Annotated in this window: 26 protein-coding genes; 14 read left to right on the top strand and 12 right to left on the bottom strand. The window is 65.4% G+C overall.

The window, feature by feature from the left end; all coding sequences use genetic code 11:
* Window positions 1–398: 398 nt before the first annotated feature.
* The gene (locus AC5P68_RS14870) at window positions 399–1217 is read right to left on the bottom strand and encodes a hypothetical protein (RefSeq protein WP_032967007.1); all 819 of its coding nucleotides are present in this window, start codon (window positions 1215–1217) and stop codon (window positions 399–401) included.
* A gap of 457 nt (window positions 1218–1674) precedes the next feature.
* On the opposite strand from AC5P68_RS14870, the gene AC5P68_RS14865 reads away from it, so the two are divergent.
* The 9 genes from AC5P68_RS14865 to AC5P68_RS14825 all read left to right on the top strand — a co-directional run bounded on the left by AC5P68_RS14865 (window position 1675) and on the right by AC5P68_RS14825 (window position 8891).
* Window positions 1675–2040, top strand: coding sequence for a hypothetical protein (locus AC5P68_RS14865; RefSeq protein ID WP_006394654.1), 366 nt, complete (start codon window positions 1675–1677; stop codon window positions 2038–2040).
* A gap of 31 nt (window positions 2041–2071) precedes the next feature.
* Window positions 2072–2872 carry a F0F1 ATP synthase subunit A gene (gene atpB, locus AC5P68_RS14860; RefSeq protein ID WP_005411134.1) on the top strand — a complete coding sequence of 267 codons (801 nt, stop codon included), beginning with the start codon at window positions 2072–2074 and terminating at the stop codon, window positions 2870–2872.
* Between the two features lie 73 nt (window positions 2873–2945).
* Window positions 2946–3251: a F0F1 ATP synthase subunit C gene (gene atpE, locus AC5P68_RS14855; protein WP_005411133.1), complete on the top strand. Its 306-nt coding sequence runs from the start codon at window positions 2946–2948 to the stop codon at window positions 3249–3251.
* 106 nt (window positions 3252–3357) lie between these two features.
* A complete protein-coding gene (locus tag AC5P68_RS14850; protein ID WP_005419512.1) occupies window positions 3358–3828 on the top strand; it encodes a F0F1 ATP synthase subunit B in 471 nt (156 codons plus the stop codon).
* Window positions 3829–3830: 2 nt separating this feature from the next.
* Window positions 3831–4358: a F0F1 ATP synthase subunit delta gene (locus AC5P68_RS14845; RefSeq protein ID WP_005411131.1), complete on the top strand. Its 528-nt coding sequence runs from the start codon at window positions 3831–3833 to the stop codon at window positions 4356–4358.
* A gap of 44 nt (window positions 4359–4402) precedes the next feature.
* Window positions 4403–5950: a F0F1 ATP synthase subunit alpha gene (gene atpA, locus AC5P68_RS14840; protein WP_005411130.1), complete on the top strand. Its 1548-nt coding sequence runs from the start codon at window positions 4403–4405 to the stop codon at window positions 5948–5950.
* A 97-nt stretch (window positions 5951–6047) separates the two neighbouring features.
* Entirely contained in the window at window positions 6048–6911 is an 864-nt protein-coding gene (gene atpG, locus AC5P68_RS14835; RefSeq protein ID WP_005411129.1) for a F0F1 ATP synthase subunit gamma, read from the top strand.
* Between the two features lie 37 nt (window positions 6912–6948).
* On the top strand, window positions 6949–8355 hold the full coding sequence (atpD, locus tag AC5P68_RS14830) for a F0F1 ATP synthase subunit beta (RefSeq protein WP_005411128.1): 1407 nt from the start codon (window positions 6949–6951) through the stop codon (window positions 8353–8355).
* A 113-nt stretch (window positions 8356–8468) separates the two neighbouring features.
* On the top strand, window positions 8469–8891 hold the full coding sequence (locus AC5P68_RS14825) for a F0F1 ATP synthase subunit epsilon (protein WP_005411127.1): 423 nt from the start codon (window positions 8469–8471) through the stop codon (window positions 8889–8891).
* Between the two features lie 255 nt (window positions 8892–9146).
* Here AC5P68_RS14825 and AC5P68_RS14820 read toward each other — a convergent pair whose 3' ends face one another.
* The gene (locus tag AC5P68_RS14820) at window positions 9147–9530 is read right to left on the bottom strand and encodes a GtrA family protein (RefSeq protein ID WP_414498073.1); all 384 of its coding nucleotides are present in this window, start codon (window positions 9528–9530) and stop codon (window positions 9147–9149) included.
* An 84-nt stretch (window positions 9531–9614) separates the two neighbouring features.
* Here AC5P68_RS14820 and glmU point away from each other — a divergent pair, with 84 nt between their 5' ends.
* Both glmU and AC5P68_RS14810 read left to right on the top strand, forming a co-directional pair.
* Window positions 9615–10982: a bifunctional UDP-N-acetylglucosamine diphosphorylase/glucosamine-1-phosphate N-acetyltransferase GlmU gene (gene glmU / locus AC5P68_RS14815; RefSeq protein WP_288419497.1), complete on the top strand. Its 1368-nt coding sequence runs from the start codon at window positions 9615–9617 to the stop codon at window positions 10980–10982.
* Window positions 10951–11484 carry a GNAT family N-acetyltransferase gene (locus AC5P68_RS14810; protein WP_049433160.1) on the top strand — a complete coding sequence of 178 codons (534 nt, stop codon included), beginning with the start codon at window positions 10951–10953 and terminating at the stop codon, window positions 11482–11484. The genes glmU and AC5P68_RS14810 overlap by 32 nt, the downstream gene beginning before the upstream one ends.
* A 56-nt stretch (window positions 11485–11540) precedes the next feature.
* On the opposite strand, the gene AC5P68_RS14805 is transcribed toward AC5P68_RS14810, so the two are convergent.
* From AC5P68_RS14805 to AC5P68_RS14775, 7 genes are all read right to left on the bottom strand, one after another.
* Window positions 11541–12893, bottom strand: coding sequence for a sensor histidine kinase (locus AC5P68_RS14805; protein WP_005414539.1), 1353 nt, complete (start codon window positions 12891–12893; stop codon window positions 11541–11543).
* Entirely contained in the window at window positions 12890–14236 is a 1347-nt protein-coding gene (locus AC5P68_RS14800; RefSeq protein ID WP_049433173.1) for a sigma-54-dependent transcriptional regulator, read from the bottom strand. The genes AC5P68_RS14805 and AC5P68_RS14800 overlap by 4 nt, the downstream gene beginning before the upstream one ends.
* A 119-nt stretch (window positions 14237–14355) precedes the next feature.
* Window positions 14356–14727 carry a PDZ domain-containing protein gene (locus tag AC5P68_RS14795; RefSeq protein WP_014648487.1) on the bottom strand — a complete coding sequence of 124 codons (372 nt, stop codon included), beginning with the start codon at window positions 14725–14727 and terminating at the stop codon, window positions 14356–14358.
* Window positions 14728–14743: 16 nt separating this feature from the next.
* The gene (locus AC5P68_RS14790) at window positions 14744–15958 is read right to left on the bottom strand and encodes an ABC transporter permease (RefSeq protein ID WP_053495318.1); all 1215 of its coding nucleotides are present in this window, start codon (window positions 15956–15958) and stop codon (window positions 14744–14746) included.
* A 21-nt stretch (window positions 15959–15979) separates the two neighbouring features.
* Window positions 15980–17281 (bottom strand): ABC transporter permease, encoded by a 1302-nt coding sequence (locus AC5P68_RS14785; protein ID WP_014648485.1) that lies wholly within the window; start codon window positions 17279–17281, stop codon window positions 15980–15982.
* A 10-nt stretch (window positions 17282–17291) separates the two neighbouring features.
* On the bottom strand, window positions 17292–18017 hold the full coding sequence (locus tag AC5P68_RS14780) for an ABC transporter ATP-binding protein (RefSeq protein ID WP_049433163.1): 726 nt from the start codon (window positions 18015–18017) through the stop codon (window positions 17292–17294).
* 28 nt (window positions 18018–18045) lie between these two features.
* Entirely contained in the window at window positions 18046–19323 is a 1278-nt protein-coding gene (locus AC5P68_RS14775) for an efflux RND transporter periplasmic adaptor subunit (RefSeq protein ID WP_049433164.1), read from the bottom strand.
* A gap of 203 nt (window positions 19324–19526) precedes the next feature.
* Here AC5P68_RS14775 and glmS point away from each other — a divergent pair, with 203 nt between their 5' ends.
* On the top strand, window positions 19527–21365 hold the full coding sequence (gene glmS, locus AC5P68_RS14770) for a glutamine--fructose-6-phosphate transaminase (isomerizing) (RefSeq protein WP_049404092.1): 1839 nt from the start codon (window positions 19527–19529) through the stop codon (window positions 21363–21365).
* Window positions 21366–21810: 445 nt separating this feature from the next.
* Complete coding sequence (locus AC5P68_RS14765; RefSeq protein ID WP_005411115.1) at window positions 21811–22242, top strand: CBS domain-containing protein; 432 nt, start codon at window positions 21811–21813, stop codon at window positions 22240–22242.
* Between the two features lie 67 nt (window positions 22243–22309).
* Here the strand turns inward: AC5P68_RS14765 and AC5P68_RS14760 are convergent, their stop codons facing one another.
* Both AC5P68_RS14760 and gloA read right to left on the bottom strand, forming a co-directional pair.
* Window positions 22310–22738 (bottom strand): VOC family protein, encoded by a 429-nt coding sequence (locus AC5P68_RS14760; RefSeq protein WP_049404090.1) that lies wholly within the window; start codon window positions 22736–22738, stop codon window positions 22310–22312.
* A 94-nt stretch (window positions 22739–22832) separates the two neighbouring features.
* Window positions 22833–23351, bottom strand: a complete 519-nt coding sequence (gene gloA / locus AC5P68_RS14755) for a lactoylglutathione lyase (protein WP_049404088.1) — start codon at window positions 23349–23351, stop codon at window positions 22833–22835.
* Between the two features lie 125 nt (window positions 23352–23476).
* Between gloA and AC5P68_RS14750 the strand changes: the two genes are divergently transcribed.
* Window positions 23477–24589 (top strand): PLP-dependent cysteine synthase family protein, encoded by a 1113-nt coding sequence (locus AC5P68_RS14750; RefSeq protein ID WP_005411112.1) that lies wholly within the window; start codon window positions 23477–23479, stop codon window positions 24587–24589.
* A 53-nt stretch (window positions 24590–24642) separates the two neighbouring features.
* On the opposite strand, the gene AC5P68_RS14745 is transcribed toward AC5P68_RS14750, so the two are convergent.
* On the bottom strand, window positions 24643–25047 hold the full coding sequence (locus AC5P68_RS14745) for a hypothetical protein (protein ID WP_005411111.1): 405 nt from the start codon (window positions 25045–25047) through the stop codon (window positions 24643–24645).
* Window positions 25048–25187: the final 140 nt, after the last annotated feature.

Below are 25187 nucleotides of genomic sequence, written 5' to 3'. Positions count from 1 at the left end.
GGTTTTTTGTTTCTCCGCTCCGGATTTTTGCGAGCGGTGGGGCCGCTGCGCGGGTGGCAGGCGTTTGGACAAATGTCCCCCGCCGCCCGCCTGCGGCGGTCGCCTCCTCCTTTACTTTGTCCAAACGCCTGCCACCCGCGCAGCGGCTCGGCTTGCGGATAGTCAGAGCCAGTGCCAAAGCCGCCCGGATTCCTGACACGCGGGGGGAGAGGGGCTTGTGTGCGAAGTAAAGGAGGAGGCGTCGGCCGTAGGCCGGCGCCGGGGGACATTCGCACGCAAGCCCCTCTCCCCCCGCGCTCGACCAACCTGCTTCTCTGCTCGACGATGCCACAAAAAACGCGGCCCCGATGTTCCGGAGGCCGCGCCAGGAGAGAGAGTGCCGTGGAAGGGGCGGGGGATCAGAACACGAAGCTGATACCGGCCACCGGGCCCTTGAATTCCTGCTTCAGGCCGACAGTACCGTCGCTGCCCTTCTTGTCCACGTCCAGCTTGAACCAGTCGTAGCCGGCGAACACGCCGAAGTTCTTGGTGAAGCGGTAATCGACGATGGCATTGGCGCGGCTCAGGTCGCCCTTGTAGTCATCGAAGCTGCCCCAGCGCGTGTTGAGGTACTGGCCCTGCAGCGTGATCATCCAGCGCTCGGACGGCGTGAAGGTCATGCGGGCGCCGACCACAGGTGCCACGCCATCGGCCTTCTCGTCGAGGAACTGGCCTTCGTACACCGTGCCCAGGTCGGCGTACCCCTTGGTGCTGACCTTGGCGTACTCGCCACCGATCTGCAGGCCGAGGTCGAAGGTGTCGGTATCAACCACCGAGTAGTCATAGACCAGGCTGGCCACCTGATACTTCAGCTCACCCTTCACGAAGCTGCCGGCCGGCACGTTCTCACCGCCGAAGGAAATGCCCTGGTCGAGGGTCTCGCGGCGGTCCTTGTCGTACTTGAAGTAGTTGAACAGGAGGCGCTGACGGTTGCTGATGCGGAACATGCCGTCGATGCGCGGCTCCCATTCCTTGCCACCCAGCTTGAAGTCCTGGTTCAGGGAGATGTCCTGGCCGGCCACGGTGGTGCTGCCGCGGAGGGTGTTGTCCGAATCGATGTTCATCGCACCCAGACGGATGGCAAAGCGGTCATCGCCTTCGGCGGCGTGGGCCGCATTGGCGAACGAGGCGCCGGCAGCGAGCAGGGAGAGGGCGAGCAGGGTGGGTACGGGGCGCATCGAAGAGTCCTTGCAGTGGTTCATCAGAATGACGGCCACTGTGCCGGACAGGCCCGTCCACCATGCGTGAACGTATGGTCCATGGCATGTGTACGGTTCAGTGCTGTCGCGACGATGCAAAAAGATGGCCCCGGAGCCGGGCTTCGGGGCCATCGTGGGACCTGCGGGGCGGAGCCGACGAGGATGCTGCAGGCAGGTCGAATGATCGGACCGGCATGTCTGACGAAAGTTCCGCAGACTGCGACCAAAGTTCAATAGTGCGTCGCAACATGGTGCGGACGTCATTGTCCCCCTGGTGGCACGCAAAAATGTAACCGTTACCGCAACTTGCGGCTTCCAGGGATGAACAGGGAGCGGTTGTCTCGCAAATTGTCCCATTGCTATAATTTGGCGGCTCGATGAGGCCCCCCTGCTGTAGCCGCCTCAGCCCTCCACTTGCAACCACGCGGGACGTCCTGTGCTGAACTCCGTTGATGCGGGTCGGCGACTGATGCTGCGCGCCGCGGTCTACCCGCTGGCCGCAGTGGCTGTCCTGGCCCTGGCCTTCCTGCTGGTAGGTCCGAAATACGCCCTCGGCGCGCTGGCGTCCGGTGTGGCCATTTCGGCCGGTGGCTGGGTGGCGGCACGGATGGCACTGGGCGGTGGGGCACTGGCTGCAGGATCGGCGATGGCTCGCCTGATCATTGCGATCGTGGCCAAGTGGGTTGTGGTTTTCGGCGTCCTGCTGGTGGGGTTCCTGGTCTTCAAGCTGCCTGCATTGGCGCTGTTGGCCGGTATCGCCGTCGGCTTGATGTTCCAGGTCCTGGCGATGGCCAGGCGTTGACAGAATTCAATTAACTGAAGGTTCCGGACACATGGCGGGCGAGGCTCTAACCCCTACCAGCTACATCCAGCATCACCTGCACAACCTGACCGCGCCGGTCGGCAAGGGTGAGGGTATGTTCTGGCATATCCACGTCGATACCTTCCTCACCGCGGTCCTGATGGGCCTGGTGATCGTTGTCGCGTTCTGGCTGGGCACCCGCAAGGCCACCGCCGGCGTGCCGGGCAAGTGGCAGGCCTTCGTTGAAATCTGCCTGGAGTTCGTCGACCGCCAGGCCAAGGACACCTACCACGGCAAGAGCAAGCTGGTCACGCCGATCGCCATCACCATCTTCTTCTGGATTCTGCTGATGAATCTGCTGAAGATGATCCCGGCCGATTTCATCGCCAAGCCGCTGGAATGGGCGGGCGTGCACTACTGGAAGCCGGTGCCGACCGCTGACGTCAATGCCACCCTGGGCATGGCCATCAGCGTGTTCTTCCTGATGCTGTTCTTCGCGCTCAAGTCCAAGGGCCTGGGCGGCTTCATCAAGGAATTCCTGACGGCGCCGTTCGGCAAGTGGATGATGCCGTTCAACCTGATCCTCAACATCGTCGAGTGGCTGAGCAAGCCGATCTCGCTGGCGATGCGACTGTTCGGCAACATGTTCGGCGGCGAAATCGTGTTCCTGCTGATCTGGGTGCTGGGTGGTGCCGGTTTCTTCGGTGCCATTGCCGGTGGTGTGTTCGGCCTCGGCTGGATGCTGTTCCACCTGCTGGTGATCCCGCTGCAGGCCTTCATCTTCATGATGCTGTCGATCGTGTACCTGAGCCTGTCGGAAGACGCTCACTGAGTTTCAAGCTTCAACGCGTTTCAACCTTCATCCGTTTCATCACCCTTAGCAACTTAAGTTCCTGGAGATAACCATGTACTTCGCCGTCCTGACCAACTTCGCGCAGATTCAGAGCTCCACCGCCCTTGCCGTCGGCATCATGATCGGCCTGGCCGCGCTGGGCGCCGGTCTGGGTCTGGCCATCATGGCTGGTAAGTTCCTGGAGTCGGCCGCCCGCCAGCCGGAACTGATCCCGGTCCTGCAGGTCCGCATGTTCATCACCGCCGGCCTGATCGACGCCGCGTTCATCATCTCGGTCGCCGTTGGCCTGCTGCTGGCCTTCGCCAACCCGCTGTCGGCTGCCTTCGCTGGCGCCGTCACCAAGGCTCTGGCCGGCTGATACAGCGGTTTGAGACGACCGGGTGCTGATGCACCCGGTTTCGGATGAAGGCCGGATGTGCCGCTACGGCGGCGCGTCCACCCCGAAACCAGCGATCGAGCTAACCATGAATATCAATTTCACCCTTCTTGCGCAGGCGCTGGCCTTCGCTGGTCTGATCTGGATCATCGCGACCAAGATCTGGCCGCCGCTGATGAACGCGATCGAAGAGCGCCAGCAGAAGATTGCTGAAGGCCTCGCTGCTGCCGACCGCAGCCAGAAAGATCTGGCCCAGGCGCAGGAGAAGGTCAACGAAGCGCTGAAGGAAGCACGCACCAAGGCCAACGAGATCATCGATCAGGCCCACGCGCGTGCCAACCAGATCGTTGATGCTGCGCGTAACGAAGCGATCACCGAAGCCACCCGTCAGAAGGAACTGGCCCAGGCTGAAATCGACGCCGCCGCCAACCGTGCCCGTGAAGATCTGCGCAAGCAGGTGTCCGCGCTGGCCGTGACCGGTGCCGAAAAGCTGCTCAAGCGCGAAATCGACGCCAACGCCCACAAGGCGCTGCTCGACGAGCTGGCCTCGGAGATCTAAGGATGAGCCAGGCCCTCACGCTTGCCCGCCCGTACGCCCGCGCCGCGTTCGCGACCGCGCGCGACGAAGGCGCGTTCGCGCCGTGGTCGGACGCCCTGGCGTTCTCCGCCCACGTCGCCGCCGACCCGCGCGTGGCGGCCCTGCTCGCCAACCCGGAGCTGGGTCGTGACGACGCCGTCGCCCTGCTGGCGCCGGTGTCCCACGGCGAGACCTACTCGCGCTTCCTGGCCATCCTGGCCGAATCGCATCGTCTGCCGCTGCTGCCGGAGATTTCCGGCATGTTCGACGCCCTGCGCGCCGAAGCCGAGCACGTGGTCAAGGCCACCGTCACCTCGGCCGCCGAACTGTCGGCCGGTGAGCTGGACGCGATCAAGGTCGCGCTGCGCAAGCGCTTCAACCGCGAGGTCGACGTGACCACCGCGGTCGATGCCTCGCTGATCGGCGGCGCCGTGATCGACGCCGGCGACGTGGTCATCGATGGTTCGCTGAAGGGCAAGCTGGCCCGTCTGCAGACCGCGCTCGCTAACTGAATTCATTTAACGTCCGGCCCCGCTGCCGGCACTAGGACTTGACGATGGCAACCACGCTCAACCCCTCCGAAATCAGCGAACTGATCAAGAACCGCATCGAGAAGGTCAAGCTGGCCGCGGAATCGCGCAACGAAGGCACCGTGACCAGCGTGTCCGACGGCATCGTGCGCATCTTCGGTCTGGCCGACGTGATGCAGGGCGAAATGATCGAACTGCCGAACAACACCTTCGCCCTCGCCCTGAACCTGGAGCGCGACTCGGTCGGCGCCGTGGTGCTGGGTGACTACGAGCACCTGCGCGAAGGCGACGTCGCCAAGACCACCGGCCGCATTCTGGAAGTGCCGGTCGGTCCGGAACTGCTGGGCCGCGTCGTGAACGCGCTGGGCGAGCCGATCGACGGCAAGGGCCCGCTGGGCACCGACCTGACCGCTCCGGTGGAGCGTGTTGCGCCGGGCGTGATCTGGCGCAAGTCGGTCGACCAGCCGGTGCAGACCGGCTACAAGTCGGTCGACTCGATGATCCCGATCGGCCGTGGCCAGCGCGAGCTGATCATCGGTGACCGCCAGACCGGCAAGACCGCGATGGCGATCGATGCCGTGATCAACCAGAAGGGCACCGGCATCAAGTGCGTGTACGTTGCGATCGGCCAGAAGGCTTCGACCATCGCCAACATCGTGCGCAAGCTGGAAGAGAACGGCGCGCTGGCCCACACCATCGTGGTGGCCGCGACCGCTTCCGAATCGGCTGCCATGCAGTACATCAGCGCCTACTCGGGCTGCACCATGGGTGAGTACTTCATGGACCGCGGCGAAGACGCGCTGATCGTGTACGACGATCTGTCCAAGCAGGCTGTCGCCTACCGCCAGATCTCGCTGCTGCTGAAGCGCCCGCCGGGCCGTGAAGCCTACCCGGGTGACGTGTTCTACCTGCACTCCCGTCTGCTCGAGCGCGCTGCCCGCGTGTCCGAGGAATACGTCGAGAAGTTCACCGAAGGCAAGGTCACCGGCAAGACCGGTTCGCTGACCGCGCTGCCGATCATCGAAACCCAGGCCGGCGACGTGTCCGCCTTCGTTCCGACCAACGTGATCTCGATCACCGACGGCCAGATCTTCCTGGAAACCGATCTGTTCAACGCCGGCATCCGCCCGGCCGTGAACGCCGGTATCTCGGTGTCGCGCGTCGGTGGCTCGGCCCAGACCAAGATCATCAAGAAGCTGTCCGGCGGCATCCGTATCTCGCTGGCCCAGTACCGCGAGCTGGCTGCGTTCGCGCAGTTCGCCTCGGACCTGGACGAAGCGACCCGCAAGCAGCTGGAGCGTGGCCAGCGCGTCACCGAGCTGATGAAGCAGAAGCAGTACGCGCCGATGTCGATCGCCAACCAGGCACTGTCGATCTACGCCGTCAACGAGGGTTACCTCGACGACGTGCCGGTCAACAAGCTGCTGGCGTTCGAAGAAGGCCTGCACGCCCACTTCGCCAACACCCAGGGCGAGCTGGTCAGCAAGGTCAACGCCACCGGCGGTTGGGACAACGACATCGAAGGTGCCTTCAAGAAGGGCATCGCCGAGTTCAAGACCACCGGCAGCTGGTAATCGCGGTCCTGTAGAGCGGAGCCGCTGGCTCCGCTGGACCAGATGACAAACGGTTGAACAACGCGGGGCAGCAGCCCCGCGCCACGGGAAACAAGAGATGGCAAGCGGACGCGAAATCAAAACCAAGATCAAGAGCGTGCAGAACACCCGCAAGGTGACGCGCGCCCTGGAAATGGTCTCGGCCTCCAAGATCCGCAAGGCGCAGGATCGGATGAAGACCTCGCGTCCGTACGCGCAGGCGATGAAGCAGGTGATCGGTCACCTGGCCCAGGCCAGCACCGACTACCAGCATCCGTTCCTGGTCGAGCGTGAGCAGGTCAAGCGGGTCGGCTTCATCGTGATCTCCTCCGATCGCGGCCTGGCTGGCGGCCTGAACAACAACCTGTTCCGCAAGATGCTGGGCGAAGCCAAGGCATGGCAGGACAAGGGTGCGGAAGTGGACCTGGTGACCATTGGCCAGAAGGCTTCGACCTTCTTCCGCCGCGTGAAGGTCAACATGGTCGGCAGCGTGACCCACATCGGCGACGTGCCGAAGCTGGAATCGCTGATCGGTGTGATCAAGGTCATGCTCGACGCCTTCACCGAAGGCAAGATCGACCGCGTGTACCTGGTCTACAACCGCTTCGTGAACACCATGGTGCAGAAGGCCAGCTTCGATCAGCTGCTGCCGCTGCCGCCGGCTGAGAAGCAGGTCGCTCACCACGACTGGGACTACCTGTACGAACCCGATGCCGCGACCGTGCTCGAGCACGTGATGACGCGTTACATCGAGTCGCTGGTGTACCAGGCACTGCTGGAAAACGTCGCCTCCGAGCATGCGGCACGCATGGTTGCGATGAAGGCGGCGAGCGACAACGCCAACAAGCTGATCGGCACCCTGCAGCTCGTCTACAACAAGGCGCGCCAGGCAGCGATCACCCAGGAAATCTCCGAAATCGTCGGCGGCGCGGCAGCAGTCTGACCGCGTTCGTTCAAAGCACACATTAGAGGATGCAGCAATGAGTCAGGGCAAGATCGTTCAGATCATCGGCGCGGTCGTCGACGTCGAATTCCCGCGTGAATCGGTGCCGAAGGTGTACGACGCACTGAAGGTGGAAAACACCGAGATCACCCTCGAAGTCCAGCAGCAGCTGGGCGACGGCGTGGTGCGTACCATCGCCCTCGGTTCCACCGACGGCCTGAAGCGCAACCTGGTTGCCGTCAACACCGGCCGTGGCATCTCGGTGCCGGTCGGCGCCGGCACCCTGGGCCGCATCATGGACGTGCTCGGCCGTCCGATCGACGAAGCCGGCCCGGTGGCCGCCAGCGACAGCTGGGAAATCCACCGTGCGGCCCCGTCGTACGAAGACCAGTCCCCGGCCACCGAACTGCTGGAAACCGGCATCAAGGTCATCGACCTGATGTGCCCGTTCGCCAAGGGCGGCAAGGTCGGCCTGTTCGGCGGCGCCGGCGTCGGCAAGACCGTCAACATGATGGAACTGATCAACAACATCGCCAAGGCGCACAGCGGTCTGTCCGTGTTCGCCGGCGTGGGTGAGCGTACCCGTGAGGGCAACGACTTCTACCACGAAATGAAGGACTCCAACGTCCTCGACAAGGTGGCGATGGTGTACGGCCAGATGAACGAGCCGCCGGGCAACCGCCTGCGCGTCGCCCTGACCGGCCTGACCATGGCCGAGTACTTCCGCGACGAGAAGGACGAAAACGGCAAGGGCAAGGACGTCCTGCTGTTCGTCGACAACATCTACCGCTACACCCTGGCCGGTACCGAAGTGTCGGCACTGCTGGGCCGCATGCCGTCCGCCGTGGGTTACCAGCCGACCCTGGCCGAGGAAATGGGCGTCCTGCAGGAGCGCATCACCTCGACCAAGAACGGTTCGATCACCTCGATCCAGGCCGTCTACGTTCCCGCGGACGACCTGACCGACCCGTCGCCGGCAACCACCTTCGCCCACCTGGACTCGACCGTTACCCTGTCGCGTTCGATCGCCTCGCTGGGTATCTACCCGGCCGTCGATCCGCTGGACTCCACCAGCCGCCAGATGGACCCGCTGGTCATCGGCCACGAGCACTACGACACCGCTCAGCGCGTCCAGCAGACCCTGCAGAAGTACAAGGAACTGAAGGACATCATCGCGATCCTGGGCATGGACGAACTGTCCGAAGAGGACAAGCAGGCCGTGTCGCGCGCCCGTAAGATCGAGCGCTTCTTCAGCCAGCCGTTCCACGTGGCCGAAGTGTTCACCGGTTCGCCGGGCAAGTACGTGCCGCTGAAGGACACCATCCGTGGCTTCAAGGCCATCGTCGATGGCGAGTACGATCACCTGCCGGAGCAGGCGTTCTACATGGTCGGCGGCATCGAAGAAGCGGTCGAGAAGGCCAAGAAGATGGCCGAGAAGGCCTGATCCGGGGCGGGCGGGAGCGATCCTGCCCGACCTGACGCCGGCGCCGGGCAACCGCTCGCGCCGGTGGACTCCCACGGTGGCATTGCGCCGCCGCGAACAGCGAAGAGATTTGCATGAGCACGATCCGTTGCGACATCGTCAGCGCCGAGCAGGAAATCTTCCGTGGCGAAGCGACCCTGGTCGTGGCCACCGGTGAGCTGGGCGAACTGGGCATCGCGCCCAAGCACGCGCCGCTGATCACCCGCCTGAAGCCGGGCAAGGTGGTGGTGACCACGCCGAATGGCGAGCAGCTGGATTTCGCCATTTCCGGCGGCATCCTGGAAGTGCAGCCGCAGGTGGTGACCGTGCTGGCCGACACCGCGATCCGCGCGCAGGACATCGACGAAGCCTCGGTCCGCAAGGCCAAGGAAGAAGCCGAACGCATCCTGGCCAACCGCGGTGAAGCCATGGAAGTGGCCGAAGCCCAGCAGAAGCTGGCCGAAGCCGTCGTCCAGCTGCAGGCCCTGGAACGCCTGCGCAAGACCCTCAAGCACTGAGGTTCCGCGCTGTATCCACGAAAACGCCGGCCCTGTGCCGGCGTTTTTGTTCGGGTGGCTGGGTAGAGTCGACCGGGTGGATTCGACTGGGTAGAGTCGACTGTTAGTCGACTGCTCTACGTTCAGGCCGCGAAAATCCCGCGCTGCGCGCGTTAGTCGACTAACAGTCGACTCTACCAGTCCCGGTCCCCAGTCCCGATCCCGATCCCGATCCCGATCCCGATCCCGATCCCGATCCCCGATCCTGGTGCCGTCTCAGCGATACACCACGTACCGCATCAGCAGGAACGACACACACGCCAGGCCGCCTTCCACCAGCGGTTTGGCAAGCCAGGTGTTCTGCAGGCCCAGCGCGTGGTCCACCAGGCTCACCAGCAATGTGCTCGCCACGGTGAGCAGCAGCCATAGGCCGAAGAAGCGTGCAAATCGCTTCCATCCCAGCTTGCGGGTGCCGGCCTCGGCAAAGGTGTAGCGGCCGTTGAGCCAGAAGCCCAGCAGCATGCCGGCCAGGCGCCCGGCGATGTTGGCCGGCGCCACGGGCATGCCGAGCGCGGTGGTGACCACGAACACGAGCCAGTCGAGCAGCAGCTGCACGAGCCCGATGACGAGGTAGGCGCTTCCCTGGCGGACGAGGCTCATCGGCATGGCGAAGGGAGGAGGGATGCCCATGTTAACGGCGCACGCTCTAGAATCACCGGCAACGAACCACGGACCGCCGTTCCCATGACCCAACCTCTGCACGTCATCATCCTCGCCGCCGGCGCAGGCAAGCGCATGAAGTCGGTGCTGCCGAAGGTGCTGCAGCCGATCGCGGGCCAGCCGATGCTGGCGCACGTGATCGACGCGGCCCGTGAGCTCCAGCCGGCGGCGATCCACGTGGTCCATGGCCATGGCGGCGAGGCGGTGCGCCAGTACTTCGCCGGCCAACCCGACCTGCAATGGGCCGAGCAGGCACAGCAGCTCGGCACCGGCCACGCGGTAGCGCAGGCGATGCCCCAGGTTCCCGACCTGGCGCAGGTGCTGGTCCTGTACGGCGACGTGCCGCTGATCCGTGCGCAGACCCTGCGCGACCTGCTCGCACAGCCGGGCCGGCTGGCGGTACTGGTAGCCGAGGTGGATGACCCGACCGGCTATGGGCGCGTGCTGCGCGATGCCGAGGGCAAGGTTGGCGCGATCATCGAGCAGAAGGACGCCACCGATGACCAGCTGCGCGTGCGCACGATCAATACCGGCATCATCGCCGCCGAATCGACTGCGCTGCGCCGGTGGCTGTCGCAGCTTTCCAACAGCAATGCACAGGGCGAGTACTACCTCACCGATGTCTTTGCATTTGCCGCCCATGAGTACACGCCGGCCGAAATGGCACTGGTGGCCGACGCGCAGGAGGCCGAAGGGGCAAACGACCCCTGGCAGCTCTCGCAGCTGGAGCGTGCCTGGCAGCGTCGTGCGGTGCGGGCCTTGTGCGCACAGGGGGCGCGCGTGCGCGATCCGGCCCGGCTCGACATCCGCGGCACTGTCACCGTGGGCAGCGACGTGCTGATCGACGTCGATGTCGTGCTCGAGGGCAACGTGGTGCTCGGCGACGGCGTCACCGTCGGTCCGTTCAACCGTTTGAAGGACGTCAACCTTGGGCCGGGCACCGAAGTGCGTGCGCACTGCGATCTGGAGGGCGTGGTTACCGAGGGCGCCGCGCAGATCGGCCCATTCGCGCGCCTGCGACCGGGCACCGTGCTGGCCGATGGCGTGCACGTCGGCAACTTCGTCGAGACCAAGAAGGTCACGCTGGGTGTCGGTAGCAAGGCCAATCACCTCACCTACCTGGGCGATGCGGTGATCGGCAGCAAGGTGAACATCGGCGCTGGCACCATCACCTGCAACTACGATGGCGTGAACAAGTCGACCACCACCATTGGCGACAACGCGTTCATCGGCTCCAACAGCTCGCTGGTGGCACCGGTGACCATTGGCGACGGCGCGACCATTGCCGCCGGTTCGGTCATCACTCGCAACGCGCCGGACGGCAAGCTGACACTGGCGCGTGTCCGACAGGAAACCATCGATGGCTGGAAGCGCCCGCTCAAGAAGTCCTGAGCCCCGCATTCCCCGCGCCGATGAACTCGGTGTGCTGCCCGGCATCGAGCAGCGCGCCGGCGAGGTGTTGAGGGGCCATGAGGCCTATCCGGTGTTCGCCGGGTATGGCCTGGACCTGCCGACACTACAGGATGGCCTTGAACGCGGGCAGCTGTGGGTGGTGGATGCGGCAGACGGTGGCATCGCCGGCTATCTGCTTGCCGGCGAACTGGCAGGTGAGTTCCACGTGCTGCAGATGGATGTGGATCCTGCACACGCGCGGCAAGGTCATGGGCGCACGTTGTTGCGCCATGCATTGGTACAGGCCCGGGCGGCGGGCTATCGCTCGGCCGTGCTGACCACGTTGTCCGACGTGCCGTGGAATGCGGCCTTCTATGCCAGTGAAGGGTTCGTCGCCGTACCGGAGGCGGAGTGGGGTGCAGGGCTGCAGGCGGTGATGGCCGAAGAGGCCGCGCTGGGGTTTCCGATGCATCTACGCGTGGCGATGCGGCAGGCCTGGTAGGTGCCGACCTCGGTCGGCATATCCACGCATCGCGTGGATCTACCCGATCGGTCCGCTCAACCCACCGGCAGCAGGATCGACACGCACAACCCGCCATCGCCGCGGTTCTGCAGTGACACCCGTCCGCCGTGGGCCTCCACGATCTCCCGCGTCAGCGCCAGCCCCAGCCCGGTGCCATTGCGCTTGGTCGAATAGAACGGCATCAGTGCGTTCTGCAGCACCTGCTCGTTCATGCCCTTGCCGCGGTCAAGCACGTCCAGGCGCAGCCACTGCGGCAGCCGGGTCAGCTGTACCTGCACATCGTCGTTGGGCGGCTCGGCTTCAGCGCAGGCTTCGTGCGCATTCTTCAGCAGGTTCAACAACGCCTGCCCGAACTGCGCGATGTCGATGCGGCTGCTCAGCTCCTCGTCCGGCTCACGTTCCATGCCGAACGGGATCTGCTGGCGCAGGCTGGACAGGAACGGCGCCCAGTGCACGGTCTGCAGCTGCGGCTGTGGCAGCTTGGCAAAGCGCGCATAGCCACGGATGAAGCCTTCCAGGTGGCGTGCGCGGTCCTCGATGGTGGTGAAGATCTCGGGCAGCCGGTCAAAGCGTTCACGCTGCACCAGCACGCCGCCGGAATGGGCGAGCGAAGCAATCGGCGCCAGTGAGTTGTTGAGCTCGTGGCTGATTACCCGGATCACCTTCTTCCAGGTCTGCACTTCCTGGCGGCGCAGTTCGGCGGTCAACAGGCGCACCAGCAGCAGGTCGTGTGGGCGGCCGTTGAGCTGGAACGCACGCCGCGAGAGGTGGTAGACCTGCTCGTCGTCCTCGTCACCATCCTCGCCTTCGGCGTGCACCGCGAACAGGCTGTCACCGCCACGGGCGATGGCATCGCGCAGTTCCACCGGCACCTGTTCCAGCACGTCTTCCAGGCGTTGGCCTTCCAGCTTCCAGCCGCCGTGCAGCAGCTTGCGCGCGGCCAGGTTGGAGAACACCACGCGGGCGATGCCATCACCGCCGGAGGCGATCAACAGCATCGCAACCGGCGTGTTCTGCACCATGGTGTCCAGCAGCAGCTCACGTTGCACCAGGCCCTGCCGCTGCTCACGCAGTACATCACCCAGTTCCCGGTGTGCCTGCACCAGGTCGCCGAGCTCGTCATTGCCGGGCCAGTGCACGCCGAAGTTGTATTCGCCGTCGCGATAGCTGCTGGTGGTGCCCGCCAGGGCCCGCATCAGTGACCGCACCGGGGCGGTGGCCCGACGCAGCGTCCACCACATCAGCGACAGCAGGATCAGCGCCGACACCGTGGTCACCACCCAGCCATGGTCCATCCAGTAGGCCAGCAGCCACGGAAGTGCCGCAGCCAGTGCCAGCACCGGCAGCAGGCGCAGGAACAGGCGGAAAGTGAACGAGCGCCGCTTCATTCGCGTGGAATACCGTGGCGGTCCATGCGCCGGTACAGCGCCTGGCGGCTCAGGCCGAGCTCGGCGGCAGCCTGGGCGATGACGCCATGGTTGCGTGCCAGCACATCCTCGATGCGTGCGCGGTCGGGATCATTGCCTGCGCTGGGTGCCGGTCGTGGTACGACGGCTGCGCGCGGCAGGTTGAGATCGGCCACTTCGATGCGGTTGCCGGTGGCCAGCAGTTCGGCACGCTGGATCACGTTGCGCAGCTCGCGCACGTTGCCTGGCCAGGGGTGCCGCTGCAGTGCTGCGGTGGCGGCGCTGGACAGCGGCTTGCCAGCGGTCAGGAATCGCTCGGCCAGCGGCACGATGTCGCCCGGGCGGTCGGCCAGCGGCGGCAGCACCAGTTCCACCGTGTTGAGGCGGTAATAGAGATCTTCGCGGAAGGTACCGTCGCGGATCATCGCCGGCAGGTCGGCATTGGTCGCGCTGACCACGCGGACCTTGACCTGGCGCTCGCGGTTGGAACCCAGGCGCTCGAAGCGGCCGGTTTCTAGCACGCGCAGCAGCTTCATCTGCCCGCCGAGCGACAGGTTGCCGATCTCATCCAGGAACAGGGTGCCACCATCGGCGGCCTCGAACTTGCCTTCGCGCGCCTTGTTGGCGCCGGTATACGCACCGGCCTCGGCACCGAACAGTTCGGCTTCGATCAGTTCCGAGGGCAACGCGCCACAGTTGACCGCCACGAACGGGCCCTTGGCCACCAGCGAATTGGCCTGGATGATCTGCGCGATCTTCTCCTTGCCGGCACCATTCGCGCCGGTGATCAGTACCGGCAGTTCCGAGCGTGCGACCTGGCAGGCGAGGGCGATGACGCGCTCGCTGGCGGGGTCGGCGAAGACCGCGCCGCACAGGTCGTACTTCTCTTCCAGCGCGTTGCGCTGGTGCAGTTCACGGCTGCGGCGCCGGTCCAGTTCGCGGCGTGCCTCGGACAGTTCCAGCAGGTTGTTGACCGTGGTCATCAGCTTGCGGTCGTCCCAGGGCTTGGCCAGGTAGTCGGCCGCACCGGCCTTGACCAGGTCCACTGCACTGCTCAGGTGGGTCCAGGCGGTCAGCAGGATCACCGGCAGGTCCGGATGGCGCGCACGGATCTGCGCGAACAACGCTTCGCCCTCCTCACCGGAGGTGGTGTCCTCGCTGAAGTTCATGTCCTGGATCACCAGATCGACCGGCTGCGACTCGAGCAGGGCCAGCCCATCGGCGGGCGTGTGCGCCTGCAGGGTGTCGATGTCGTGCAGGGAGAACAGCACGTCCAGCGCAGTACCCACGCTGGCGTTGTCGTCGATGATCAGGATCGCAGGCATCAAGCGGTTCTGCAGAAAGGGATGGGCGGCGCCGATGGAGCCGTTCGTGTCCACGCACCGGGAGAGCCCGACGCCACCCATCAAGCATAGCCAAACCTGTGGCCGTCGGGGCGGCGGGCTCAGCGCCGGGGCGGCGGCGGTGGCGGTGCTGGCGGAGGCGGAGCGACCAGCGCCCTGCGCCAGGCAGCGGCGTCCACCGCGACCGTCAGTTCCTGCCTGTCGCGCTGCAGCAGGAGATAGGCCCTGGCGGCGCTTGAACGCCGCAGGGCCTCGGCAAGATGCTCGATCCTGCGTACGGTGGTGTCATCCACCCGCAGGATGCGATCGCCGCTGCGCACGCCGAAGCGGGCTTCCGGGCCGGCGGCTTCCACGCGCACCTGGCCTTCGCTCGAACGCAATGCCAGGCGCGCATCGTCCTGGCGCCACTCCAGTGTCTGCGAGCTGCCACCGCCGGCCAGTGCCGGCAGTGGCAGGAGCATCATCATCAGCATCCAGCGGATACGCATCTCATGCGCCCCGCGTGGCAACCGCAGGCGGTACCGCTGCCGCGCGCCGGGCCGGCCCGAACACCGCGATCTGGCCAAGCACCCACAGCAGCAGTGCGCCCAGCGGCAGGTAGTGCAGCGGCATGCGCGGCAGCTCGTACATGTTCATCAGTGCCAGGTTGATCGCATAGGCGGCCAGCATGCCTAGCACGATGCCCAGCGTGGCCAGCAGGAAGTTCTCGGTCTGGAAGTAGCGCAGGATCTGCCCACGCGTCGCGCCGAGCGCGCGACGGATACCAATCTGCTTGCTGCGCTGCTGCACCCAGAAGCTGGCCAGGCCGATGATGCCCAGTGCGGTGACCACCAGCAGCGAGATGCACACCGTGATCAGCAGCCCGACCATGGCCCTGTCGTTCTTGAAGTAGTCATTGCGCTGCGCCTCATAGGTCAGCTTCTCGCGCACCAGCCGGTTGGGGTCGTTGCGTTCAAGCGCGGCGATCGCGCCCTTGAGTACTTCCTCGCGCCGTTCCGGAGCGGTGCGCAGGACGTACGGGCCCTGGGTGAAATCGGTCCGCACAGGCAGCACCATCGACAGCGTGGTGTTGTTGTTGTAATCGGTGGGCGTGGCCAATGACGCGACAATACCCACCACGTGCAGTGGCTGCTTGCCCATGTAGAACGTCTTGCCCAGTGCGTTCTCGCCGGGGTACAGCCTGTCGGCGAGCGTGCGGCTGATGATCACCGAGGAGGCGGTATTGGTGGAGGCGTTCTTCTGTGCATCCTCGACGTTGCTGTATTCACCGGGCTGGAAGTCGCGGCCGGCGGTCAGCTGCAGTCCAAGCGTGGACAGTCCACCTTCGCCGAACATGTACATGGTGACGAAGGCGGTCGGACGTTCCTGTTCCTGCTTCAGCGAAACGCTGGTATTGGAGGAGTTCGGGCGGAACGGCAGCTGGTTGACCTTCGCGGCGGCGGTGACCCCGGGAACGGCGCGCAGGGCGGACAGGTCCTCCTGGGTGCGGGCCTGGCCATTGGTCTGCTTGCCGATGCCGCTGACCCGGACGAACACCAGCTCGTTCTCGGCCAGGCCGCTGGTCTGGCTGATCCGTTCAACGCGCTGGGTGACCAGGAACAGGGCATTGCAGACGATGGCGCAGGTCAGGGCGACTTCCAGCACGATCAGGGCGGCGGCTGTCTTGTGCCGGCGCAGGGTGCTGAGGATGGGGCGGATATCCATGGGAGGTCCTCGTACTCGTGCTTACTGCGACTTGAGCTGGATGGCCGGGGTAACCTGCATCGCGCGCCAGGCGGGCAGGAAACCAGCGGCGAGGCTGGCGAACAGGGTCAGGCCAATGGCCAGCAGCAGCATGCTGCCGTCCAGGTGGGCCAGGCTCGCGTAGTCCACGGGTTGCTGGCGCACCGCATACAGGCCGAGCAGGGCCAGGCCGATGCCGAGCACGCCGCCGGCAACGCCGATCGCACCGGCTTCAACCAGGCATTGCAGGAAGATCTGCCCACGGCTGGCACCGAGGGCGCGGCGCACGCCGATCTCGCCGCTGCGGCGCAGGAACTTCGCCAGCAGCAGGCCCACCGTGTTGACCAGGCAGACGCCGAGAAAGCCCAATGCCAGCCACATCTGCAGGCGCACGTCGCTGGGCACGGCATTCTTGAACGTCAACCACTCCATCACCGGGCGCAGGCGCACGTTGGTGGGGCGCTCGAAACGGCCCGCTGCGCGCTGCTGGTCCGAGTAGTTGGCCAGGTAGCTGCGGTAGTCCTCGACCTTGGCCGGATCCAGCTCCACCCAGTACTGGATCCAGCTGCAGGGCGCGTTGATCGAGTTGCTGCTGCCATCCGGATTCTCGCCGAAGCAGTTCATGTTGCCGTTGCTGCCGAACTCCAGGTCCATCGCAGTGGAAAACGGCACCAGCAGGTCTTCATCCTTGCCGTAGTTGCCGGTGGTCAGATCGAAGAAGTGGGGTTCGGGATTCCACTTCTTCATCACGCCGATCACCCGCAGTGAATGGCCACTCAGGCGGATCTCGCGACCGGTGCTGTCGGCACCCTGGAACAGCTTGTCGTTGATCGCTTTCGACAGCACCACCACCCGGCTGCGATTGTCATCATCGCTGCTGTTCCAGGCACGCCCGTACTGCATCGGCACGTCGAACATCGGGAAGAAATCGGCCGACGTCCAGCGCGTATCCACCGAGAACGGCTTGAGCGTGCTGAGCTCCGGTTCCACCGTGCCGCCGCCCGCGCTCATCATCGCCTGGCGGATGCCGCGCTTCTCGCGCAGCAGGGTCTCGGCGTCGCGCCGTGTCATCTGTTCCTCAGGCTCCTCACCCGGGGTATAGCCGCCGCGCGGGCGCGGATCGACCTGCACGTAGAACAGCTGGTCGCTCTTGCCGGGAATCGGGTCGCCGGATAGCACGTGGAACACCGTCAGCGTGGTCATCGAGGCACCGATGCCGAGCGCGATGGCGACCACCATCAGTGCGGTCAGGATCTTGTTGCGGCGGAAGCTGCGTACCGCCAATCGGGTGTAGTAGGCGAACATGGGAGTGCCCTCACTCGTTGACGGCAACGATGTGGCGCGGCGGGGTAGCCAGCACCGGCTCGCGCACCAGGTCGGTCACCTGGCCATCGACGATGTGCACGTTGCGCTGTGCACGTGCGGCCAGTTCCGGGTCGTGGGTAACCATCACGATGGTGGTGCCGGCGGCGTTGATCTCTTCCAGCAGTTCCATCACGCCGCGCGCCATCTGCGTATCCAGGTTGCCGGTCGGTTCGTCGGCCAGCAGCAGGCGCGGGCTGCCGGCCAGCGCACGCGCGATCGCCGCACGCTGCTGCTGGCCGCCGGACAGTTCATTCGGGTAGTGCTTCATGCGCGAGCCCAGACCGACCTGGGTCAGCGCCCTTTCAATGCGCTCGCGGCGCTCGTTGGCGCTCATCTTGCGGTAGCGCAGCGGCACGTCGACGTTGTCGAACAGGTTCAGGTCGGGGATCAGGTTGAAGCCCTGGAAGATGAAGCCGATCTTCTGGTTGCGCAGGCGGCTGCGGGCATCGTCGCCCAGCGTGCTCACGTCCTGGCCGTCGAGCATGTAGGTGCCACTGGTGAAGGTTTCCAGCAGGCCGGCGATGTTGAGGAAGGTGGTCTTGCCGGAGCCGGACGGGCCGGTGACGGCGACGAACTCGCCTTCCTTGACCTGCAGTTCCAGTGAGCGCAACGCGTGGGTTTCCACCTGTTCGGTGCGGAAGACCTTGGCGACCGAACGCATTTCGAGCATGTACATGGGGTGTCCTCTCTCCAGGATTCAGGTATCAGTTGACGGAGACGCGTTCGGCGTCCTTGAACAGGTCGCTGCCGGAGACCACGATGCGGTCGCCCGGCTGCACACCCGACTTGATTTCCACTTCGCCCAGGCTGCTGACGCCCAGTTCCACCGGACGGCGCACGGCGGTGCGGCCATCCATCACGTAGGCCACGCCATTGCCCTGTTCGACGAACGGGCCGCGCTCGACCTTCAGCACGTTCTTGCGGGTATCGAGCAGCACGCGCACCGACATCCGCTGGCTCTGGCGCAGGCCTTCCGGCTGCGCGCTGGCGAAGCGCACGCGGGCGTTGACCTCGCCGTTGACCACTTCCGGCGACACCGCGCTGATCTCACCCGCGAACGGCTGGCCGTTGCCGCCGGTCAACTGCGCCGGCATGCCGATCGCCAGGTCGCGGGCGAAGCTTTCCGGCACCTTGATCTCGACCTCGAATTTGGATAGATCGACCACGCCCAGTACCGGCGCGTTGGCGGCCAGGTTGGTGGACTGCACCGCCTGGACCTGGCCGACCTGGCCATCGAACGGGGCGCGCAAGGTCAGTGCATCGACCTGGCGCTGCACTTCGGCCACCACGGCCTTCTGGCGGTCGGCCAGCAGGCGCTTGTTGCGGGCATCCAGGTCGGCGCCCTGGCTCTGCAGGCGCGCGTCGGTGGTGGCGTTGGCCAGGGTGATGTCGGCCTTCTTCAGCGAGTCCTTGGCCTTGGCCAGGTCGATCTGCGGCACCGCACCGCCGTCGTAGCCGCGCTGGTAGCGCTGCAGGTCGCGGTCGGCGGCCTGCCGTTCGATCGTGGCCTGGTCGGTTTCCTTGCGCGACTTGGCACGGGCCAGGGTCGCGTCCAGCGCGGCACGGCTGGCCTCGGCTTCCAGGCCGGCCAGGGTGGCCTGTTCCTGGGCCAGCTTGCTGCGCAGTTCCGGGCTGTCGATGATCGCCAGCTCCTGCCCCTTCTTCACCACATCGCCGGCGACCACCTTCAGGTCCACGGTGCCCGCGGAGATGGCATACAGGATCGGGCTGTTGGCGGCGATCACGCGGCCGTCGGCAGCGATGTCGCGCACCAGGTCGCCACGTTTCACTTCGGCGATGCGCACGCGGCTGCTGTCGAAGGAGCGGCTGGCATTGGACCAGGCATGCACTGCCCAGCCGATGCCAGCGAGCAGCGCGATGGCACCCAGCGCAGGCCAGCGGTAGCGCTGCCAGTTTGCACGGGGCCGGCCGGCCGGGGCGGAGGAAACGATCTGGTCCTGTGCGGAAGTGTCGCGGATCATCGGGTGCGTGCCTGACGGTGGTAGTGAGTACCAAGCATGTAGCGTGCCAACTCTATTTCCTTTCGGGTCAATGAGTTGGGAGGTTCGATGAAGTGTCCGGGTGTCCGCGGACACCTTTCCGGACACTTTCATTAAGCGGACAGGAGGGGGAAGCCGGACACGCGGGCTAGAATGCGCCGATCGTCTTCAAGGAAACGCGTGACATGTGTGGAATCGTGGGTGCAATCGCCGATCGCGACGTGGTGCCGGTACTGATCGAGGGCCTGAAGCGGCTTGAGTACCGTGGTTACGACTCCTCGGGCATCGCGGTGATCGACCACGCCGAGCGCCCCGAGGTACGTCGTGTCCGCCGTACCGGTCGAGTGTCGGAAATGGCCACGGCGGCCGAGGCCGAGGGCTTCAATGCGGTGCTGGGCATCGGCCACACCCGCTGGGCCACCCACGGCGGTGTCACTGAGGCCAACGCGCATCCGCACATCAGCCACGGCGTGGCGCTGGTGCACAACGGCATCATCGAGAACCACGAAGAGCAGCGCGAGAAGCTGCGCGCGATGGGCTACACGTTCGAGTCGCAGACCGATACCGAAGTCATCGCGCACCTGATCCACCATCACCTGAAAGGCGGCGACGACCTGCTGGTGGCGCTGCAGCACACGGTGAAGGAGCTGACCGGTGCCTATGCGCTGGCCGTGGTCAGCCGCGCCGAACCGGAGCGCTTCGTCTGCGCGCGCATGGGCTGCCCGCTGCTGATCGGCCTGGGCGAGGGCGAGAACTTCGTCGCTTCGGATGTCTCGGCGGTGATCTCGGCCACCCGCAAGGTGATTTTCCTGGAGGAAGGCGATACCGCCGAAATCCGCCGCGATGGCGTGCGCATCTTCGACGAGCACGACCAGCCGGTCGAGCGCGACGTGCATCTGTCCGACGTATCGCTGGCATCGCTGGAGCTGGGCCCGTACCGCCACTTCATGCAGAAGGAAATCCACGAGCAGCCGCGCGCCCTGGGCGACACCATCGAGGCGGCGATCGATGCCGGTGGTTTCCCGGCCGAGCTGTTCGGCAAGAACGCCGAAGCCGTGTTGTCGGGCATCGAGGGCGTGCAGATCATCGCCTGCGGTACCAGCTACTACGCCGGCCTGACTGCACGCTACTGGGTCGAGGCCATCGCCGGCCTGCCGTGCAGCGTGGAGATCGCCAGCGAGTACCGCTACCGCGCCGCCTACGCGAATCCGAAGCACCTGATCGTGACCATTTCCCAGTCCGGCGAAACGCTGGATACGATGGAAGCGCTGAAGTACGCCAAGTCGCTGGGCCACAAGCACACGCTGTCGATCTGCAACGTGCCGGAAAGCGCGATCCCGCGTGCCAGCGAGCTGGTCTGCTACACCCGTGCCGGTGCCGAGATCGGCGTGGCATCGACCAAGGCCTTCACCACCCAGCTGGCGGCACTGTTCCAGCTGACCGTGGTGCTGGGCAAGCTGCATGGCCGCATCGACGCGGCACAGGAAGCGGACTACCTGGAGCAGCTGCGCTTCCTGCCGGGCAGCGTGCAGCACGCGTTGAACATGGAGCCGCAGATTGCTGCGTGGGCCGAGCGCTTCGCGCGCAAGAGCAGCGCGCTGTTCCTGGGCCGCGGCCTGCACTACCCGATCGCGCTGGAAGGCGCGCTCAAGCTCAAGGAAATCTCCTACATCCACGCCGAGGCCTACCCGGCGGGCGAGCTGAAGCATGGTCCGCTGGCGCTGGTGGACGAGGACATGCCGGTGGTGGTGATCGCGCCGAACGACAGCCTGCTGGAAAAGGTGAAGTCGAACATGCAGGAAGTGCGTGCGCGTGGCGGTGAACTGTTCGTGTTCGCCGACCAGGACAGCAACTTCAACGAGTCCGAAGGCGTGCACGTGATTCGTACGCCGCGCCATGCCGGCGTGCTCAGCCCGATCGTGCATACCATTCCGGTGCAGTTGCTGGCGTACCACACCGCGCTGGCACGTGGCACCGACGTGGACAAGCCGCGCAACCTGGCCAAGAGCGTGACGGTGGAGTAACACCCGTCAGCTCGGTTGGAGGTTGCAAGCGAAGGGGGCCGTGTGGCCCCCTTTCGTTTGTGCCGGTGGCAGCGGCAAGTGGGACAGTCACAGGGTGTTCTGTCCACCGTCGGCAGCAGGCAATCAATCTTTAACGCGTGGCATCGCGTGTATTCAGCGGCGGTTTCAGCCGCGGTGCCATTCTCTGGATCGTCGGTTGGTTCCCACGACGAACTGTCCTATCGATGCCGGTAGTGACCGATGGTCGCAGTCGTAGAATCGATTTGACCGAGGTCCGGGTTGAGCGGTTGAACCCACCTCGTTCGCGTTGCAGCACGTCGTCTGCCGATCCATTCCAAGCGGCAGCCGGGTGCGCCAGACGTGCGCTGAAAGGTCTGTTCCCGGGGAGGGGGCGTATCGGAAGAGCACACTTTTTGACTTCAGTGACCTGCACCAGGAAACAAGAATGAACGTCCGCGAACTCCTGCAATCCAAGAAAGAAGCTGTCATCACCATCGATGCCGAAGACACCATTGGTGCCGCCGCCCACAAGATGAGCGCGAACAGGATCGCTGCACTGGTGGTGATGAAGGACGATGCCCCGGTCGGCATCATTTCCGAGAAGGACATCGTGCGTACCCTGGCCGACGACGGCCCGCAGGCCGGCCGCCGGGTGATTTCCAGCCTGCCGTCCACCGGCCTGGAGGGCATCGCCCCGGAGGCCACCCTGAAGCAGGCCATGTCGCTGATGACGTACTCGCGGCGCCGTCATCTGATGGTCACCGAAGGCACTCGTCTGGTCGGCATCCTCAGCCTGGGCGACATCGTGAAGAACCTGCTGGGCGAGCTGGAGCTGGAAAAGGCCGTGCTGCAGGACATCTACATGGCCGCCCACTGAGGGCTGCAGCGCTGGAAGCAGAGAAGCCGGGCATTGCCCGGCTTCTTCGTTCACGGCATCGGTGAATTCAGAAAGTGACCTTCACCGAGTCGGCGCTGTAGTTGGCTGGGCCGTGGTAGACCACTTCGATGTTGTTGCCATCCGGGTCGAGCACGAACGCGCCGTAGTAGCCCGGGTGGTAAGGGCGTTCACCGGGCGCGCCGTTGTCGGTGCCGCCGGCGGCGATCGCGGCGGTATGGAAGGCATCGACGGTTGCGCTGTCGCGGGCCTGGAAGGCCAGATGGTGGCGGCCGGTCAGCTGGCCGGCGGCGGCCGTGCTGCTGGCGCTGGAAATGAACAGCTCATCGGCCCAGAAGTAGTCATCGCCTTCACCGGCGATCGGGATGCCGATCGTATCGAACACCGCCTGGTAGAAGCGGCGACTGGCCGCCATGTCGCGCACTACCAGCTGGATGTGGTCGATCAGGCGGCCGCGGTGCAGTTCCATCGTTTCCATACGAACCTCGCAGAAAAAGGGGACGGAGGGGATTAAGTCGCTTCCAGCCCAATAATGCCAGAAACGACTTAATCCCCTCCGTCCCCTTTTCGGGTCAGACGTTGGCGATGATCTCGACCCAGTAGCCGTCCGGGTCCTTGATGAAAGCCAGGTTCTTCATGCGGCCGTCGGTCAGGCGCTTCTGGAAGGTCACGCCCAGATCCTCGAAGCGCTGGCAGGCGGCCTCGATATCCGGCACCGACACGCAGATGTGGCCGAAGCCGCGCGGGTCACTGTTGCCGTCGTGGTAGACCGCGCCGTCCTGGGTTTCGGTGCCGTGGTTGTGGGTCAGTTCCAGCACGCCCGGCAGCCCGGCCATCCACAGGCGGCGGGCCTTGTCATCTTCCGGCACCGTGGCGCCAGCGGGCACGTAGGCCAGGAAGTACAGGCTGAACTGGGCCTCGGGGAAGTCGCGCTTGTCGATCAGCTGGTAGCCGAGCACGCGGGTGTAGAAGTCCAGCGAAGCGGCAATGTCCTTCACGCGCAGCATGGTGTGGTTGAACACGAAGCCGGTGGTTTCGGCCGGGGCCTGGGCGGCGACGCCGGGAACATCGCGCAGGGCGGGAATGGTCATGGGGGAGGTCCTTCAGACAGGGCCGTTGCCGGCCGGATGGCGCCATTCTACCGGCCAGCACCTGACGGCACTGCGACGTACAATGGCCGGATCGCACCGTTCCGTCCTGACAACGATTGCCCGCCATGTCGCAGCGTGAATGGGTGGCTGCCGCCATCCGCAAGATCGAAGCTGATTTCAACCGTTCCGCCGATACCCACCTGATTCCGCTGGCGCTGCCAGGGTTCGAGGGCATCGACCTGTACCTGAAGGATGAGTCGAGCCATCCCACCGGCAGCCTGAAGCACCGGCTGGCGCGCTCGCTGTTCCTGTATGCGCTGGCCAATGGCTGGTTGCGTGAAGGGCGTCCGGTGATCGAGGCCTCCAGCGGCTCGACCGCCGTGTCCGAAGCCTATTTCGCGCGGCTGCTCGGCCTGCCGTTCATTGCGGTGATCCCGGCCTCCACCTCGCCTGAAAAGATCGCCGCGATCGAGTTCCACGGCGGCCGTTGCCACCTGGTCGAACGTGCCTGCGACCTCAACTGTGATTCGGAAAAGCTGGCCCGTGAAACCGGCGGCCACTTCATGGACCAGTTCACCTATGCCGAGCGCGCCACCGACTGGCGTGCCAACAACAACATCGCCGAGTCCATCTTCAAGCAGATGGCCGAGGAGCCCAGCCCGGTTCCGGAATGGATCGTGTGCAGCCCCGGTACCGGCGGTACCGCAGCGACGCTGGGGCGCTATGTCAGCTATCGCCGGCATGACACCCGCATCCTCTGTGCGGACCCGGAAGTGTCGGTGTTCTTCGATGGCTACAAAGCCGCCGTGGCCGGTGAGCAGGACTGGCGCGGCCTGACCTGCAGCGGTGGCTCGCGCGTGGAAGGCATCGGCCGGCCGCGGGTAGAGGCGAGCTTCATCCCGACCAGTGTCGATGCGATGGTGAAGGTGCCCGATGCGCTGAGCCTGGCCGCGATGCGCCATGTCAGCCGCCAGCTGGGCCGCCGTGTCGGTGGCTCCACCGGCACCAACTTCATCGGTGTGCTGCAGGCGGCGCAGTGGATGCGCGAGGCGGGCCATCAGGGCAGCATCGTCAGCATCCTGTGCGACAGCGGCGAGCGCTACGCACAGAGCTACTACGACCCGTCGTGGTATGCGCGCCAGGGCATCGACGTCGACGGCGCCGATGCGCAACTGGCGGCGGCGGTGGCCGGGCAGGGACTGCCCGAATTGCCGTGGTGCAGCCTGGAAGCGTTGTAACGCGGCAACGTACGGCCGGCTGTGCGTCGACTCTACCCGGTCGCCGGGGCGGCTCAATATCCCGCTGCAGTGAACGCGTCCAGCACCGCGTCGCGCAGTGCATCGGGCAAGGCCTCGATGTCCATCGCGCGATCATCCAGATGCAGGCTCGGGTCCAGGATGCTCGCTCGGCCCTGGGCCAGCGCCTGCAGCCACAGCAGCACGCAGATCACGAACTCGCGCTCATGGCCCAGCCGCAGCTGGCTGGCGCCGCGTTCGATCACCTCGAACGGGTACCACTCCTGCGCATCGTTGAACGTGCCGCCCTGCTGCAGCACTGCCTGCAACTGCTGCAGATGGCGCGGGGCGTCATCGCCGGCATCGCACAATGCGGCGATCCAGGTCAGTTCGGCCGGGCTGGCGGACAATGCCAGTGACCGGGCCGGTGAGGCGGATGCAACTGCAGCCAGACCTTCCATGTAGGGCCTCGTTCGGTGCGTACCGCTGCGGACTCCCCCGCAGCCAGAGCTTCGGTGCGCGACCGTAAGGCCGACGTGAATGCCGGGCCGTGCCCCCTTGTCAGCCCCGCCTGCCAGCGCCATATCCTGCATGCTGCCCG

The organism is Stenotrophomonas sp. YJH_SMC_58 (assembly GCF_059369635.1).
Note: the sequence above shows the minus strand (reverse complement) of the source record. Positions and strands in the feature narration are given on the sequence as shown.